Annotated in this window: 1 protein-coding gene; it reads left to right on the top strand. The window is 74.0% G+C overall.

The annotated features are described in order from the left end of the window. Positions 1–7: 7 nt before the first annotated feature. Positions 8–19,240: an EndoU domain-containing protein gene (locus tag ABZW10_RS16600; protein WP_355365354.1), complete on the top strand. Its 19,233-nt coding sequence runs from the start codon at positions 8–10 to the stop codon at positions 19,238–19,240. The last annotated feature ends 88 nt before the right edge of the window (positions 19,241–19,328 follow it).

Below are 19,328 nucleotides of genomic sequence, written 5' to 3'. Positions count from 1 at the left end.
AGTTCCCGTGGCGCACTCCTCGATCGAGGTCAACGAATCGACCGCACGGTTCTTCACGATCATCACCGGCATGCCCTGGCCGGAGATCAAGGAGGGGGACCTGCGTGAGGTGCGGGACGCCTACGAGCAGCTGCACAAGGAGCTGCCGGAGCTGCGGGCGCTGATCGAGAAGGTGGCGATCGCCTGTGCCCGGCAGTTCAAGGGCCAGGCCGCCACCACGTTCGCGTACCAGATGAACGCGTTCATCGGCCGCTCCGGCACCGGCGGGAAGGCCGGGGAGGACTACGTCTCGGCGGCGGCCAAGACCGCCAAGGCGCTGGCGGACTGCGCCGGCGACGTGGCCAACGCGGTCGAGTACACCAAGTGGATGGCGATCGCCCAGCTGGTGCAGCTGCTGGTCGAGATCGCACTGGCGATCTTCTGGGCGCCGTTCAGCTTCGGCACCAGCCTGTCCGGACTGGTGCTCAAGAAGCTGCTCACCAAGGTCGCGCTGACGGCCCTGATGAAGTACCTGCTCAAGACCATCGCGATGCACACCTTCTCGGGCATCGTGGGCGGTCTGCTGATGGACGGCATCATCCAGAACCTCCAGATCGGCCAGGGCAACCGCAAGGAGATCGACAAGGAGTACACCAAGCAGGCGGTGCTCTTCGGCGTCATCGGCGGTGTCCTCGGCGGCCCGCTCGACCTGCTGGGCCTGGGCCTGGGCAAGCTGCTGGGACGGCTGCTCGGCAAGAGCGGCGGCCGGCTGATCGCGGACCAGCTCGCCGACTACCTGGTCGACGGCGAGCTGAAGAGCCTCAAGGGGACGCTGAAGACCGCCGCCGAGGCGGCCGCCGCGTCCGGCGAGAAGGGCGCGCTCGGCACGATCGGCAAGGAGACCTCGAAGGGGCTCGCCGACGAGGCCCTGAAGAAGGCGCAGGCCACGGCGTTCGCCCGGGACCTCGGCAGCCTCATGGAGGCGTCCGCCGAGCAGCTGCAGGCGGGTTTCGGGAAGACCGGCAAGGGCACGCTCGGCGCCACCTTCGTCAAGGAGATGGAGAAGACCTTCGTCAAGCACCTCGGCGAGCAGCTGGGGAAGAAGGAGGCCGCGGCGCTCGGCCGCGAGCTGGGCGAGAAGTTCGCCGAGAAGTGGGTGGGCAAGGCCCAGCAGAGCGTGCTGTCCCGGGGCGCGGCCAGCGAGGGCCTCAAGGAGGCGCTCGGCGATGTCCTCGCCCAGGAGCGCAACGCCGGAAAGGCGTTGACGGAACATCAGATCGCCGCGCTGGGCAAGCACCTGCCGGACCTCGCCGACGGCCTGACGCAGGGCAACAAGATGTTCCAGCTCGGACTGGCGCTCGGCAACTACATCCAGTCCGGCACCCAGAACGTGCTCAGCGAGGGCTTCTACAACCTCATCTTCGGCGAGAACCACGAGTTCACCGTCACCGCGGGCAGCTTCGTCGGCGGCATGATGACCGCGATGATGGGCCACGTCCTGCACCTCGGCACCTCGCCGCTGATGCACGGCTACGCCGACCTGGTCCAGCGCACCCAGTTCCAGGCCGTCAAGGAGGGCGCGGGCAAGCACTTCCCGCTCTACCACCCGATCAGCTTCGCCGCGCTCGCGAGTATGGCGTCCGGCAAGATCGTGCCCTTCCCGGTGCCGCGGATGGGCCACCCGGAGGCCTTCGAGTTCGCCAAGAGCTTCCGGATCGACTCGCTGGAGGACGTCGCGAAGGGCCTGTCGCACGTCTCGGGCGTGGACATCAAGACCCCGCCCGCCGACCACGAGGTGGCCGAGTGGATGCAGCAACTGCTGCCCTACGTCGACTTCCTGGCCGAGGAGCGCGGCGGCGACCACCTGTCGTTGGCCGAGACGCTCACCCGCACCGTCGGCGGGAGCACCGACACCCTGGTGCCGGCCGACCACGAGACCTCCAGCGGGGCGCCCAAGAAGGGCGGGGCGAAGGCCGGGGACGGGATCGCCCCCGCGACGCCGGCCAAGGTCGAGTCGGAGGGCACCGCGGCCGCCGCGCCGAAGCCCCGGCCGCAGGACTCCGAGCAGAAGGCTCCGGACCAGAAGCCGCCGGAGCGGAGGCCCGCGGAGGCGCCGGGCCAGGAGGCGCCCCGGAAGAGCACCCCGGGCCGGCAGCGTCCGACGCCGCCCGTGCCGACCGAGTCCGGCGGCGACGGGCTGGGCGCCCCCCGGAACCGGGGCGACAGCACCACCACGACCACCGTCACTCATGCGACGGCCACCGCGACCGCGACGGCCCATGCCGGTGGCGACCGCGGCCGACCGGCACCGGTCACCACCACCTCCGGCGACCACACCGTCCCCCAGCCGGACCCGAAGCCGCCCGTCGCACCGCGCCCGCCAGCCGGGGCCGACGACGCCGGCCGGCACGTGGTGCAGGAGCCCGCCCCCCGGACCCCGCGGCAGACCGGCAGTATCGCCTCGGTGCTGCTCGGCCGGGACACGCCCGTCGTCCACCCGGCCGACGAGACCGTGACACCGCCCCGGACCCCCGACGACGAGGTCCTCCCGCAGGCACCCCCGGGCTCCGACACCCCCGTGCCGCCGCCGGCCGCCGCCACCACGACGGCCCCGGCGAACGCCGCCGCGCCGCTCGCCCGGCACAACGCCTGGCAGCCCACCGAGACCGACGGCACGCTCAAGGGCGGCCCGCGGCGCCCGCCCGCCCTCCAGGACGGCGAGCGGCAGGAGACCCTGCCCAACGGCACGGTCCGCGTCTTCAAGGCGCAGCTGGACCCCTCGGTCGAGTCGGGCGCGCCGCTCGCGGCCTTCCCCTCGCGCTGGAGCCGGTCGCTGCTCGACCCCGGAACCGTCTACTACCCGAAGGGCTGGACCGAGGCCCACCTCGCCGCCCGGGTCGACGAGGCGCTCGGGAGCACCCAGCTGGTGCGCGTCGAGAACGGCGTCACCTTCAAGCTGGGCTACGTCGACGGTGTGTGGATCGAGGGCATGTACCTGGCGGACGGCAGCCTCATGGGCCACCGCCCGTCTCCGTACCAGTCGGTCCGGGACCCGAGGTACGACGTCGGCACGGCGGCGACGGTCGGCCGGGGAGCCGAGGTGCAACTGGCCGGTTTCGGACCGGTCTCGGTTCACCGCGACCTGATGTCCGACGGCACGGAGGTCGTCCGGCTCACCGCCCGGGTCCGGCCGAGGGGCACCGAGAACCTCTCCCAGCCCGATTTCACGCGGGCCCAGATCGAGCTGCACCGGGCCGCCGGCCGGTTGCTGGCCGGCCATCAGGACGGCACCACCCGGGTGGAACTCGGGCTGAGGTTCACCCGGGACGACGACGCCACCGAGGTCCACTACGTCCCCGGCCAGGGCTTCGCCCTCCAGCAGGCCGTGCCGCGGCTGCACGAGGCCGTGACCGCAACGGGCCTGGACGAGGTCCTGGCCGCAGTGCGGCAGCAGGCGCCGCCGCAGACCGTGTCCGGCGAGACGATGCTGCACGGGGTGCGGGCGCTCTTCACGGCCGACGCGTGGGACCGCCCGACCGAGGGCCGCCACCTGCCGCGCGAGTGGACCGCCGACGAGGCCCGGTACGCCGCGAGCGTGGTCGCGCGCTTCGCGGCCCGCGTCCCGGTCGGCCCGGTGCCGGACGGCGGCACGGCCGCGCCCACGCTGCGCCACGGCGCGTTCGCCGGGGTGAAGCTCACCGTGCGGGTGGAGGACGGCCGGATCACCGACTTCTGGGCCCAGCCGGACCAGCGCCTCCCCGAGCAGCTGACCAAGCCCGCGCCGGAGCAGCACCGGGTGCTCGCGACCCGTGAGGTCGTTCCGCCGACGGACCCCTTCGAGCGCAGCCTGGAGGAGCGGTGGCTCCAGCGCTTCTCGGTGAGCCGGGTCAGGCTCGCCGACGGTGACACCGAGTCACTGGTGACCGTCAAGGTCTACCTGGACACCGGCGACCTGGACATGGCGAAGCGGGCCACCAAGGACGGTCTCAAGGACCTGGCCAAGAACGCCCGCGCCGGGATGGCGGAGATCTACGACCTCGGCCAGCGGCTGCCGAGCGGCGACCGGCTGCGGGTGAAGCTCGCGTTCGTGCGCACCCCCGGCGAAGCGCACCACACCGTGCAGGTCCACCCGACGCAGCCGCGGCCCAACGCCCTCAACTGGGGCCTGGACACCCCGGCCAAGGCCGTCGTCCACGAGGTCGGCCACCTGCTCGGGCTGCCGGACGAGTACCGCGAGCTCTCCCGCCCCGGCCGGGTCCGGGCGGTCCACGACGACGGCGGGATGATGGGCGCCACCACCCGTGACCGCTTCGGCCGGACCAAGCTCGACACCGACAATCCGCCCGGCACCGAGAACCACGAGGACCCGCGGCCGGTCCTGAAGGCGCGGAACCTGCGCCAGCTGGGCGCCGTGATCGACACCGCGTTCGGCGCCGACCGCGGGCCCGCCCCGGGCGGTACCCACCCGCCGCGGCCGCAGGTGAACGAGGACGCCCGCCGCGGCGCGCTGTACGGCACCGGGCGCGACGGCGGCGGCCACCTGTTCCCGCCGCCGGGTTCGGACCGGCCGCGGCCGGAGCGGATCGCGGGGTCGGAGAACCGCAACGGCACCTTCCGGGTGCTCGACGGCCGGGCCCCCGAGGCGACGACGGTCCACCACCGGCTGGCCGGCGATCTCGCGCTCGGGCCGGCCGGCCGGCCCGTGGACCGCGGTCGCACGATGTTCCCGGAGCACTGGTCGTCCGACGACGCGGTCTACGCGGCGGAGCAGGCCTACCAGCACGCCCGCCGCCAGAAGACCCCCGCCTTCACCGAACTGCGCCCCGGCAGCTGGACGTTCACCGGCGAGTACGGCGGGGTGCGGATCGAGGGCCGGGTCGAGGTCCGCACCGAGCAGCGGCCGGACGGCCCGGTCGAGGTGTCGGAGATCGTCTCCTTCCGGCCGGCCGACGACCAGGGCGGGCTCGGTCCGGCCCCGCACCTGCCGTGGCACCCGTTCCCGGACGCCTTCGGGCAGCGGGTGGTGGACCTGGTGCGCTACGGCGACCGGCAGACCCTCACCGGGTTCCACCACCAACCGGACCTCGGCGGGCCCCAGGAAGGGGGCTTCACCAAGGTGGAGCGCGCCGGTGCCCGGGCGGGCGTCAGGATCGGGAACCGCTCGTTCCACTCCAACCCCAACGGGACCTACCGCGCCACCGCCTGGTTCCTCGACCCGTTCGTCGCCCCGAGGGCGCACCTGGCGCAGTTCCCCTCCCGCTGGTTCCGGCGGGCCGACCACCCGTCGACCATGTTCTACCCGTCGCACTGGCGGGCCGGGCGGATCCAGGACGCCGTCCAGACGGCGTACGCGACCCGCAACCAGGCCGACGACCGGGTCGTGAACGGCGCCGTCCACTGGACCGGCACCGGCGACGGCGTCACGATCGAGGGCATCACCCGGGACGGCCGGCACGTGATCCACCGCCCGGCGGACACCCAGCCCGGCGGCCGGGTGCGGGGCAACTCCGCCCCGCTCACCGAGCCCGTGGCCCCCGGAGCCGGCCGGCGCCCGGCCGTCGTCGCCGACCTCACCACGATCACGGTGCCCCCGGGTGAGGTCGGCCCGCTGCGGACCGAGGCCGGCCGGGGCCTGCCCGAGGAGTGGACGGCCGGGGAGAGGCTCTACGCGGCCTACGCGGGCCGCCCGCTGGGGAACGAGACCGCGCTCGACGACGGCGGCTCGCAGGTCCGGGTGAAGTTCGCCGGCGTCGAGATCACGGTGGTGCGCGACTGGAGCCGCCGGATCGTCGACTTCACGGTCGCGGACGGCCACGTTCCGCCGCCCCAGCGCGCCGTCCCGATCCCCGAGCGCGGCGCCGGCCGGTCGGCCCACCGCACCGGCGAGACCGAGGTGCTGCCGCACTTCCCCGGATCGGACGAGGGCTCCGGGAGCGACGGTTCGCAGAACGGCCGCCTCCGCTCCGACGAGGACGAGGACATGGACCTGTACTCGGACGCCGACGAGTCCATGTCCTCCACCGACTCGCTGGACCTCATGCTGTCCTCCGACGACGAGGACATGGGCTGGGAGGACGGCTCCGAGGACGGCTCCGGCAGCCGCTCCGGGGACCAGGACACGCAGTCCGAGCTCCTCATGGACCTGGACGAGGCACCGGCGGGGCCGCGCCCGGCCCACGAGGCGCCGGCGCCCGACCTGAGGTTCGCGATGGTCCTCGACCCGGTCGAGATCACCGCGCCCACCGATCCGGCGCTGCACAGCAGCACCTCCACCCACCACCGGCGCTTCCAGGCCGCCCGCGGCTTCCTGCTCGACGGCACCCCGGCGGTCGAGGCCGTGGTGCGCATCCACCTCGACACCTCGCAGCTGCCGGCCGGCCAGGACCACACCGAGGCACTGGGCAACCTGCGCGAACGTGCCCGGCGGAGCGTGGACGAGTACTACAACACCGGGCACCGGCTGCCCGACGGCGACGTCCTGGTGGTGCGGGTCGAGTTCGTCGAGGACCCGGCCCGGGCCCACCACGAGGTCCGCGTCCTGGACGGCGACGTCCGCGAGCACAACGACCTCTGGGGCCTGGACTCGGAGGGCCCCGTCCTGGGTCACGAGATCGGCCACCTGTTCGGCCTCCCCGACGAGTACCGGGAGCGGCGCCTCCACGAGGAGGTGCCCGACCAGGACGGCAACCCCGTGCCCGTCTCCTACGAGGTCCGCCCCCGGCCGGTCCACACCGACGCCGGACTGATGGCCGGCACCCTGGCCGCCCAGGACCGGGCCCGCGTCGACATGGACGCCGGCGTTACCCCGGACGGCACCCCGATGCACTTCGCGCTCACGCCACGGAACCTGCGCGAGCTGGGCGCGGCCATCGAGCAGGCGCTCGGCCCCGTGCAGACGCTGCCGAACACCCACGAACTGCCGCGCCGGGCCGCCTTCGACCTGGACGCCCGGCAGTCCTCGCTGTTCGGCGACACCCGCAACCCGGGCGGCCACCTGCTGCCCCCCGCCGGTTCCGACCGGACGGCGCCCGAGCGGGTGGTCCGGGTGGAGCGCAACGGCGTCGTGGTCGCCGACTTCTCCGCGTCCCCCGCCGTCCCCCGGGCCCGGCAGGTGGACACCCTCTCCGCCGCCGGCGACCTGCTGACCACCGCACCGGTCCACCGCCGGATGTTCCCGCGCAACTGGACCGGCGACGACGCGGTGTACGCGGCCGAACAGGCCTACCTGAACGCGCTGGCCCACGACACCGTGGTGCCGCTCGACGGCGGCCGCCACCGCTGGACCGGCGAGTACAACGGGGTGCGGATCGAGGGCGAGGTCCACGGCGACCGGTTCCTGTCGTTCCGTCCGGCGGACCGGCAACCGGACGTCGACCCCCCGCTGAGCGCCCCCCACCGTCCGGCCCCCGACGACCCGGGACGGGGCTCCGGATCGTTCGGCCAGCGCGCCGAGGACATCGTCCGCTACGGTGACCGGCAGAACCTCACCGGCCTGCACCACGAGCTGGACCCGGGCCACGTGGCGGACCCGGCGAACACCCTCCGGGCGCACGGCGTGCGGGTCGTCGAGACCACCCCGCCGATCCACAACGGCACCTACCGCGCCCGGGTGGCCTTCCTCGACCCGACCGTCGCCCCGAACTCCCCGCTCGCCGAGCTCCCGACCCGCTGGCGCTTCCGCGGCAACGCCGACGGCGGAAGCGGACGCACCATGTACCCGCGTCACTGGCGGGCCGAGGAACTGCTGACCCGCGTCGACGAGGCGCACGACGGCGTGCCGCCCGAGCAGCGGGTCTACCTGGAGGACGGCCGGACGTACTACTGGGTGGGCGAGGCCGACGGGGTCCGCATCGAGGGCCTCGCCCGCGACGGCGCCCACCTGGCCCACCGCCCGACCGACACCCAGCCCATGACGGAGTGGGACCAGCGGCGGGTGCTGCGCACCTCCCCGGACACCGTGACCTGGATGGGCGACCGCCCGCTCGCCGTCTCCCGGGTCCTGTTCGACTCCGGGCAGGAGGGCCTGCGGATCACCGTCCCCGTACGCACGGTCGCCGAGGGCCGACTGACACCCCGTCAGCTCGCGTTCGCCGAGAACGCGATCCAGAGCCGGGTGAACGACTACGTCCAGCAGCGGGTGCTGGAGACCGCGGACGCGAACGGGCTGCCGCCGAGGCTGATCGCCGTCGTCCTGGACTTCGCCCCCGGCCGTCCGGACGTCTTCTCCGAGGCGGTTGTCCGCCCCGACGCGGTGTCGGGTGCCACGGACGTCCTCGGCCCGCTGGCCGTCCAGGCCGGTGAGCACGTGTTCCACGGGATCACCGACGCCCTGAACGACTTCACCACCCCGCTCGCGGACCTGGTCGCCCAGCAGGGCGCCCCCCGCGTCCCCGCCGACCTGCGCGAACCCGGCCCGCTGCGGCCGGACGAGCGCCCGCCCGCCGTGCTGGCCGGCTGGGACCAGCAGACCGCGCTGCAACTGCGCCGCCTGGACGAGCGGTTCACCCCCGAGGCCCTCGCCGTCGATCCGCGTCACCTGCCCGTCGAGCACAGCCTGCCCCGGGAGTGGACGGCCCGCGACGCGCGGTGGGCCGCGGTCCAGCTCCTCGACGCGCACGACGCCCGCCACGGCGCCACCGTGACCGACGTCGTCCGGGGCTCCTTCGGCGGCGTCGAGCTCGCCGTCCACGTGGTGGACGGGAGGATCGTCCTGGTCAGCGGCGTCGGCGACCAGCGGGACCTGCCGCAGCTGCACGTCCCGCCGATCGCGGTGGACACCGCCCCGTCTCCCGCCATCACCCCCGCCCCGGCCGCGCCCCACCTCACGCCGCCGGACGGCCACCCGCTGCTGGACGCCGTCGCGGACGCCGCGCCCGAACTGGTCGGGGCCCTGCTGGCGCACCACGGCCTCCCGCCGGGCACCGGGCGCCCGGAGGCGCTCCGGCTGATGGCCGCCGAGGCGGCCGGGTACCTCCAGCGGACCCGCCCCGAGGACCTGCCCGCCGAGGTGCTGACCGCCTTCCGCCCCGGGCTCGCGTCGCACCCGGCGACCGCCCAGGAGCTGCGCGCCCTGCGGCACGCCCTGGCGGCCTCGGACGGCACCCACGACGCCGGGCTCGGCGACGCGCTCGCCCCAGTGCTGGCGCACGCCCTGCACGTCCGGCTGGAGGTGACCGACCAGCAGGGGAACACCACGCACCACGGCCCGGACAGCGAGACCGTCGTGCGCATCGCCGACGAGGGCGCGGAGCGGCACGACACCGCGAGCCACGACACCGCGAGCCACGACACCGACATGCTGTCCGAGCGGGAGTCCTCCCCGGCCGGGACCGACCACGGCGAGGACCTCACCATGCTGGTGGACCCCGCCGAGACCGAGCTGGCCCAGGTCACCGCGGCGCGCGAGGTCCGGGCCCCGCTCGACCTCTTCCGGCGATCCGTCTCCGCCTCCTACCTGCGCGGCTACGAGGTGCGGCGCGGCTTCCTGGAGAACGGCGACCCCGCCACCGAGATCGTGGTGCGCATCCACATCCGCCGGGAACCGGCCGAGGAGGGCATCGAGGAGGGCTACGGCTACGACGCCCCCGTCGAGCAGTTCACCGACGAGCAGATCGGCCAGGTGATCGACCGGGTCTGGGAGGGCGTCAACCAGGCGTACAACACCGGCCACCGGCTGCCCAACGGCGACGTGCTGCGGGTGCGGCCCGAGTTCGTCGACCACTCGGCCGACGTGAACCACCACGTCCACATCGTCGACCTGTTCAGCCGCAGGCTCCACGAGGACAACGAGACCTGGTCCCTCGAATCGACCCCGGACACCCTGGCCCACGAACTCGGCCACCTGCTCGGGCTCGACGACGAGTACCGCCGCCACCAGAACCGGCACACCGTCTACACCGACGCCGGGATGATGGGCTCCGACCGGGTCGAACACGGCCGGATCTCCGCCGACCAGCTCGCCGGCATCGGCCCCCAGCGGGTCGACGCCGTCCCGACCCTGGCCCCGCGCAACCTGCGCGAGCTGGGTGCCGCCATCGACGAGGTGTTCGGCACCCAGCCGTCCCGGCTCCCCTCCACCCACCTCGCCCCCGACGGCCGGCCACTGCCGCCCCGGGCCTCCTTCGACCTGGACGCCCGGCAGTCCTCGCTGTACGGCGACCGCCGCACCGAGGGCGGCCACCTGCTGCCGCCGGCCGGCTCCGACCGCCGCCGGCCGTCGGCGCTCGTCGAGCAGCACCCGAACGGCGTGCTGCACGTCGAGTACGAGGCCGCACCGCCCGGCCCGCGCCGCTCGGCCGACGTCCGCACCAGCAGCGCCGCCGGCGACCTGCTCACCACCGACACCGCCCAGCGGCGGCGGCTGTTCCCGCGCAACTGGACCGAGGACGACGCCGTCTACGCCGCCGAACAGGCCTACCTCGACGCGCTGCGGCACAACGCGGTGGTCCCGGCCGGCGGCGGACGCCACCGCTGGACCGGTGAGTACGCCGGCGTGCGCATCGAGGGCGAGCTCCACGGCGACCGCTTCCTGTCCTTCCGGCCCTCCGACACCCAGCCGGAACCGGCCGGGCCGCCGGCCCCGACCGCCCCGCCGACCCGCCCCCGGCGGACGGCCACGCCCTGGGACGGCCTGTCCGACCTGGACCCGCTGCCGCCGCGCGATCCGGACCTCGACTACGCGCCCGCGCGGCCCGACAGCCTGCTGCGCTACGGGCAGCGGGCGCAGGACGTCTCCCGCTACGGCGACCGGCAGTCCCTCACCGGTCTGCACCAGGAGTTCGCGCCGCGCTCGACCGTGGACCTCGCCACCTGGCACCGGCTGCGCGGCGTCGAGGTGATCGAGCGCGGCGCCCCCCACGTCAACGGCACCTACCGGGCCCGGGTGCGCTTCCTCGACGCGACCGTCGCCCCCGACGCGCCGCTCTCGGAGTTCCGCAACCACTGGTTCGAACCGCAGGGCAGCTCGGTGCGCACGATGTTCCCGCGCGAGTGGGGCCGCACGGGCGTGCTCCAGGCCGTCGAGTCCGCGCACGCCTCGGCCTTCCACCGGGTCCGGATCGACGAGCGGACCTACCGCTGGATCGGCGAGGCGGACGGCGTCCGCATCGAGGGCATCAGTCGCGACGGCCGGCACCTCGCCTACCGGCCCACTGACCTCCAGCCCGGCGCCCACACGGAGGCGTGGGACCAGCAGCAGGTGATCGCCACCGGCGCCACCCGGCAGATCGCCGCCGGTACGGGCCGGTTGATCGTCCGGCGGGTGCTCTTCAACTCCGGGCAGCACGGCGTGGACATCGCCGTCCCGCTGCACGTGAGCCCGCAGGAGGGGGTGACGGAGCAGCAGGTGCGCGCCTTCACCGACCGGGTGAACCAGGACGTCCAGCAGGCCTGGGCCCAGGGCAACCGCGGCCGGCAGCCGCTGCTGGTCAACGTCACGGTGGTGCCGGTGGCCGAGCCCGCGGGCGCCTTCCGGAGCCTCACCGCGCAGGAGGCCGCCGGGTCCACCGTCTCGACGCTGGTGGGCCAGCTGCTGCCCGGGTTCGGCTGGAACCGGCCCGGCGGCGCGCTGCGGCAGCTGTTCGACCTGGCGGGACCGGTGACCAGCTACTCCGACCGGGTGCTGCCGACCACCGGCCCCGCGGCGCTGCGCGAGCCCGGTCCGCGCCAGCCCGGGGAGCAACTTCCGCCCGTCGTGCCGCAGTTCGATGTCAGGACGCTCCGGCCGCACTTCACCGAGAGCGCCTGGAACGATCCGCGCGGGCCCGGACTGCCGCGCGAGTGGGCGGCCGACGACGTCCGCTACGCGGCGGGCGTCGTGCTCGACCGGGCCGGACGGACCGGTCAGCTGCCGGCCGACGGCGTGCTGCACGGCACCGCCGGCGGCGTCACCGTGCACGTCCGGCGGGAGGGCGGCCGGATCGCCGAGGTCTGGGGCGAGCCGGGTCAGGAGGGATCCCGGCAGCACTCCACCCCGGCCGACAACGGCGCCCCCGGCGGGCGCAACGCGGTCCGGCCGGAGGAGGAGCCGGCCGGCGCGCCGATGCTGCGCGCGCTCGTCGAGGACGATCCGCGGCTGCTGACCGGGCTGCTCGGCGCGGACGAGGCCGCGCGGCTGGCCGCCGACCCGGCCGGCGCCGAGCGGGCCCTGCGCGAGCTGGTCGAGCAGCGGTTCCGGGAGAACCCCGAGCTGGGCAGGGAGGCCTATGAGCTGTACGCGGCGTGGGCCGGCCGGCTGGGCGAGGAGGTGGCGGACTGGCCGGTCTTCGTGGAGGACCTCCACCGGGAGATCGCCGCCTGGCGGGAGCAGGGCTGGGACTCCGTGCGCGACCCGCGCGCCGTGCGTGACGCCTTCGCCGTGCTCACGGCCGCCGCGCTGGACCTGCGGGTCACCCTGGTGGACGTCCGCAACGACCGTACGACCGTCTCCGAGTTCGGCCCCGCGAACGGCCGCCGGATCACGCTCGACCACACCGAGCAGGAGGGCTACTCGACCGTCGCCGCCGCGGAGCACCGGCAGGAGCAGCAGCGGCTCGACCGGCTCCGCAGGGAGCAGGCCGAGCGGGAGTCCGAGCGGCTGGAGGCGGAGCGGCTGGAGGCGGAACGACGCGAGTCCGAGCGGCTGGAGGCGGAGCGGCTGGAGGCGGAACGACGCGAGTCCGAGCGGCTGGAGGCGGAGCGGCTGGAGGTGCAACGACGCGAGTCCGAGCGGCTGGAGGCCGAGGAGCGGGAGCGGCTCCGCCGGCGGGACGAGGAGGACTCGTCGGAGGAGGAGCCGACCGAGGAGGAGCGGCAGCGGCTCCAGGAGAAGACGGCGGGCAAGCGCAAGGCCCCGCGGCCGGCCGGCGACGGCGAGGACGTGCGCGAGCACCCGGTGCGCGACAAGCGCGCGTCCACGACGCGGGTGTCCGACGAGGACATGCCGGAGATCCTGCGGCAGATCAAGGAGATGGAGAACGCCGAGTCCGGCAAGCAGGGGCAGGGCTCCGGCACCCGGGCGCCGCTGGTCCGCTCCGAGGAGGAGAACACCGGGCCGGTGACCAAGGGCGGCGACGACACGGAGCTCGTGGTCAAGCCCAAGGAGGAGTCGGAGATCCAGGAGATCCCGGCCCCGCCCAAGGGTGAGGACGTCGTGCTGCCGGTCCTGCCCAAGGCCGAGGAGCGGGCGCCACTGCTGCCCCCGCGCGCCGTCACCGAGTCCGGCATGCTCTCCGGCTCGCACATGGTGACCAGCCTCGGTGAGCCGAACTCCGTACTGGTCGGCAACCTCGCCGCCCGGATCGGCGAGGTCCTCCCGCCGGAGACCGTCAACCGGCAGGCGCTCGCCCGCACGCTCGCCGAGAGCCTGTTCAGCGACTCCGGCCTGCGGGCCCAGGTGTCGGCCCTCTCCCGCGGGGAGGTCCTGCACATCCCGGTCGGCACCGACGCCCGGCACGGCACCGTCACCGTCCGCGGCGAGGTGGCGGACCTGGTGCACCGGGCGAAGGAGAAGGCGAAGGCGAAGTTCGAGTACGAGGGCGGCAGCGACCGCATCGTGACGCTCGGCACGACCCGCGGCGGACGCAAGCGGCTCGGCCTCGGCCTCCAGGGGCGGTTCGACTTCTTCAAGCTCTTCCGGATCCAGGGCTCCGGCGGGGTCCAGGGCGACCTGATGTCCTGGGAGGGGCTGACGACCCGGGCGCGGTTCTTCTCCCGCTCCAAGACCACCGAGGTCACCGAGATGTTCGACGGGAGGCTGCTCCTGGAGGTGGGGTACCAGCCGACCGGCCGGCGCGGAACCGAGGACCTCTCCCGCCGGCTGGACCCGACGGCCGGGAACGTCCTGGCGACGCCGGTCCAGGTGGGCATCCCGCAGCGCGAGACCCGGGCCTCCGCCGGGGACGCCGATCCCGGCCACCAGGCCTGGCCGGAGAACTTCGCCGAGGGCCACCGGACCCAGGCCAGGCTGCACCTGTCCCACGTCATGCTGGACGTGCACGCCAAGGGCCTGCCGCGGCTGCGCCCGGCGCCGGGGGAGGACGCGGGCGGGAGCGTGGAGCTGCAGGAACTGAACACCCCGCCCGGCCGGCCCGTCCAGCGGCAGGTCATGGCGGGCGTCGTCGACCTGCTGGCCCGGCACGCCGACGTCCGGGCGGCGTTCAAGGGCGACGCCGCGACGCTGTCCGACCGGCTGGTGGCCGAGTTCGGCTACCAGCGCCTCCAGCAGGACTTCAAGGGCATGACCAACGGCGAGTCCGTCGTCCTGCGGATCCCCGGGAGCGACCTGCGGATCGAGGTGAAGGCCGCCAGCCGCGAGCTGAACCTGCTGGCCCTCACCAAGGAGACCGAGTTCAACACCGGCGCGGGCTCCGTGACGACCAGGCTCAAGCGGAAGGTCCTGAGCGGGCTCTGGCAGCTCCAGGGCGGCGGCCGGCTCGGCGTCGACGACCGCAACGTCGGCGGTGCCTACGGCATCCGGAAGGGCTCGGACTCGATCCACATCTCGGGCCGGACGCTGGAGACCGCGGTCACCACCAAGACCAAGGAGCCGGGGGCGATGCTCGACGGCGACGGCTACCTGGAAGTGGTGGTCCACGACGGTGACCGGCAGCTGGGCGACGTCGTCGAGGTACCGGTCGGGTTCCGCACGCTGATGCCCCAGTCGGACCTGGCGACGCCGCCGGCGGTACCGCCGGGGACGACACCGCGGACCGACGCGCAGGCGCGGCCGGCGTCGGAGCACGAGCTCACGGGCACCCTCCTGCCGGAGTCCACCGTCGTCCGTGACCTCGGCTCCGTCGGGGAGCTGCGGGCCGACCTGGAGCGGGCCGGAAAGAACTACTACGGGCGCCTGTGGCCGGACGTCCGGGACGAGGTGATGCAGCTCGTCACCCAGCCCGCGCTGGCGTCCCGGCTCAGCGCGATGACCCGCGGGGAGGGGTTCGAGCTGAACTCCTTCGACCAGAGCAAGCCGGGCGTGCTCAAGGACGCGGCGCTGGGACGCAACCTCAAGGTGACCATCCGGGCCACCCTCACGGACTCGGAGTTCGTGCGGCAGAGCAACAACGCCGACCTCAGCCGCCAGAACGAGACCAGCACGTTCAGCTCCGAGCGCCGGCAGAGCGGGAAGCACAAGGTCAAGCAGGGTGGTGTCACCTTCCCGGTGGCCGACAACCCGCCCTACGGCAACACCGGCCTCGGCCTCCAGGAGCGGGCCCGCGTCGGCTCCCGCGACTCCGCCGCGGACAAGCTCTACGGGAACAGCAAGATCCGTGACGCGCAGAACGTCCACCGCGGGACGGTGAGGTTCACGGTGACCCTGGAGGGCCGCGGCGCGTCGCACGAGGTCGTCGGGGACGTCGGCACCGAGTTCAGCGTGCGGTCCCCGAAGGCCGCCGCAGTGACGGAGACGCGGACCGTCCTGCCGCGCAACGAGCTCGGCGCCTCCAGCGTGGTCTCGTTCAAGGAACTGGAGGACGGGCGCAGCGGCGGTGGACAGCTGCTCAGCGAGGTCCGCGACGCGTTGCAGAAGCGCTTCGTCGTGCGCGGCGGTGTGACCCGGGAACTGGAGCGGACCCTCGCCGAGGAGCTCGGGCCGAAGACGCTCCAGGCCAACCTCTCCCAGCTCACCCGGGGCGGGGTGCTCAAGGTGCCGGTCGGGGGGCCGGGCTGGTCGGCCGAGGTCCTCGTCCGGGCCAGGCTGAACGACGCCCCCCTGCTGCGCCGCGAGGTGAACGACGCCGAGATCGAGGTCGGTACGCAGAACCGGACCGGCCACGGCGTGTCGTACGACGAGCGGGAACGCACCACCGGCACCGTCGGGCTGACCGGCAAGCCGGGCACGGACGGCAAGACCACGCTGACCGTCGACTACTCCTACCGCCGGGACTCCGCGACCGGGATCGCCCTGGAGACCGCCGGCAGCGTCGTCAACCGGGCGAAGAACGTCTCGCGGGCCGCCGTGTCCGACGCCGACGCCGTGTTCGAGGTGGAGATCCGCGGCTGGACGGGCGGCCTGATCCCCAGCACGACGAAACTCGGACCGATCACGATGAAGACGGAGGTCGTCACCCCGCAGTACGGCACCGTCGAGGCACCCCGCGCCGTCCCGGACCGCATCTGGCAGACGCACCTGCTCGGCTCCTCCGACGTCATCACCAACGTGTTCGTGCCGGACGGCGCGCGGACCGGCCCGAAGCCGCTCGACTTCGGCAAGGCCGTCCTGCGCGGGGCCGGCGACCCGGGGGAGTTCGGCGGGCGCAACCTCGTCAAGTGGCTGGACGGACTGGGCCGGTCGGACCTGCGGCACAAGCTCTACGACGTGCTCACCCCGAACACCCTGCACGACCAGCTCAAGGCCATGATGTCCGGCCGCGAACTGGTGGTCTCCGACGGCGGCGTGACCATCCGGATCGGCGCGTCCGTCAGGAGGCTCGCCCACACCGGCACCACCACGACCACCGAGTTCAACACCGGCACGCAGACCGAGCACACCCACTCGGCGGCCGACGGCGCGACCGGCGGCGGCACGGGCTCCGGCCACCAGCTGCGTGCGACGGTCGGGGTCTCCGGCGGCCCCTGGTACGCGGGCGGCTCGCTGACCGGGTCCACCGGCCACGACACCCAGGAGACCTGGTCCAACCGCGCGGGCTCCGGCAACACCACCAAGGTGAAGCCCAAGAACGCGAGCATCTTCACCGGACTCGCGGACCTGCACTTCCGGGTCGAGTGGAAGGAGCCGATCGGTACCGAACCCCCCTTCGTGATGGCCACCAAGCACGCCTACTTCCGGCGCCCGGTCGGCATGGAGACGGTCATCGACATCGCCGAGACCAGGACGCAGGCGCCGGCCGGGAACACACCCAACGCGGGCAACGTCTTCGACTCCGCGACCGCGCCGCGCGGGGCCGCCCTGCGCGCGCTGGCCGATCACGGGCCGGGGAGCGGCGTCGTCCGGATCCCGCCGGACCGGGTGTGGACGCACGGGCTGGTCGACACCGACGTGGTGCGCGCGGTCGGCATGGGGCCGGACGCGCGGCGGCAACTGACGGAGGGCGCGGAGGAGTTCCTGGGACCGGACACCTGGGACCGGGTCCGGGGCATGGTGAACCGGATGATCGACCCGGTGGCGCTGGCGAGCCGCCTCAGCACCCCGCTCACCCCCCTGGCTCCGCTCACCCCGGTCTCCCCGGTCACCCCGGCGACTCCGGCCACTCGGCCCGAGGGCGCCGGTCAGGCCCCGAAGGCCGGGGAGCCGACGCTCCTGAACGGCCCGGGGAACTCCACGCTCCTGATCGGGCCGACCGACCTGGCCGGCGACGTCCGGGTGGAGGTCAGGGTGAAGATCAAGCAGCTGGACTTCCTGAGGACCGACGCCGAGTCGGAGTCCAACCCGACCAATACGACCGCGGTCACCGACGGCGTCAACGCCCAGCGCACGGTCCAGCTGGCGGGCCGGGTCACCGGTGGGGCCAAGGGCGACCTCCACGAGTTCGTCGGCGGCCGCGGCGGCGGCTACCTCGACGGCGCCTACCAGCACCGGACCGACCTCGCGACCGGCGAGGGCGGCCAGCTGGTGAACAACGCCAAGATCAAGACCGACACGGCGCGCTACCAGGGCTTCGCCGAGGTGGAGGTGACCTACCACCGGGGTGAGCAGAAGCTGGCCCGCAAGGAGCTCATGGCGATCGAGATCGACATCCCGGTCGACAGCGTCAAGGGCGACACGGAGGTGCCGTCCGGCGGCTACCTGCGCTTCCACGACGACGCGCGCGACGGTGAACTGCGCCTGCACGGTGCGCCGGAGACGGCGGTGGTGACGGTGGCGGACGCGCTGGGGCTGGACCCGGACGTCCCGGCCGACCGAGCCCGGATCCTGGGCGTCGGCCACGCCGCCCGGGAGCTGCTCGCCGGCTCGCTCACCGTCGGCGGGGACCGGGCCGTGCGATGGCTGCGGGGCCTCGACCGGCTGCTCCACCTCGCCGAGGACGAGTCCTCCGGCGGCGCCTTCGACCACCTCCGCAGGGTGCTCGACGGCCGGCCGGTGCCGGCGGAGGACCGGCGCCGCCTCCAGGAGCTGGCCGAGCACGTCGGTGAGGACCTCGACCTGTCGGCGGCCGACGTGAACGCGCGGTGGGACGCCCCGGGCCCTCACCAGCCCGTGGACCTGAGCCTGCACGAGCCGGCCGCCGGGGAGGACCCGACGATCCGTCTGGCGGTCGACGCCCACAGTGCCGGCGACATGAACCGGCTGCTCGCCGACGTCCGGCGGCAGCTCCTCCAGGCCGAGGGCGACGGGCCGCGGAGGGTCGAGATCGTCCTGGAGGTGTCGGCGGAGCGGGCCGGGCGGGAGACCGACCGGCTGGAGCGGAGGCTGCGCGAGGTGCTCCGCACGTCGCCGCACGAGGTGGAGGTGGTCATCCAGGCCACCGCGGCCCCGGTGGCGCGGGCGGAGGGGTCCGAGCCGGTCCACTCCTCGGGCGGCATCCGCAGGTTCCGGGTCGGACCGCCGTCGCGCGACGCGGGGGAGGACCTGCCGGTGGGGACTCGGCCGGTGGAGATCCCGCCGGTGCAGACCCCGCCGGTGCGGCGGGTACCGGTGAAGAACGAGCCGGAAGAACAGCACACGACCACGGAGCAGGCCGGTCCGCCGAAGCAGGTCCCGCCGCAGGTGCGGACGGTGGAGGACGTGCCGACGTCGGAGCGGTGGCAGATCTCGGAGGACGAGACCACGACGTCGGAGTCGTTGTCGTCGCGGAACGGGTTGTCCGACGACACGCCGGACCTGCTCCAGGAGACCGACGGCTGGCTGCCGGGCATCGGGCCGTCGCTACGCGCCCCGCGCCGACGGCCGGTCCTGCCGGTCGAGGAGTCGTCCGTCACCGTGGCGGAGGACCTGTCGGGCGAGCACCCGCAGGAGGTGTCGTACGAGTCGTGGGTGACGGCCCCGTCGTACCGGGGCGGGTACGACTCGGAGCTGCTGGAAGTGCCGGAGGTCCTGCACCCGCACGATGCGTCGGGCGTCTCCTGGTGGACGGCGCGGCTCTACGACGGCGAGGAGGAGGAGTTCCACCGGTTCCCGGGCCCACGGCCGGGGGACGACTCGGACAACGATTCGGTCGACTCGGACCTGCTGGGCCCGCCGGACCCCGAGCTGAACCGGAAGCCGCTGCCGGACGTCCCGGAGACCCCGGAGAGTACGGAGAACCCGGAGAACCTGGAGAACGACATCTTCGCCGCCCTGACGCCGACCGGGTCCGGGTCCGGGTCCGAACAGGACGGGTGAACCGTACGGCCGGGCCCGGCCGTAGCTACGGATTGGGAGCACCCGACGTCCTGTCGGCCGGGTGGTCCCGTCGACCGGGGACGGCATG

It is taken from the genome of Kitasatospora sp. NPDC004723 (genome assembly GCF_040609255.1).
Classification (GTDB): Bacteria; Actinomycetota; Actinomycetes; order Streptomycetales; family Streptomycetaceae; genus Kitasatospora.
The sequence above is the reverse complement of the archived record's forward strand: the minus strand, read 5'-3'. Positions and strand labels throughout refer to the sequence as shown.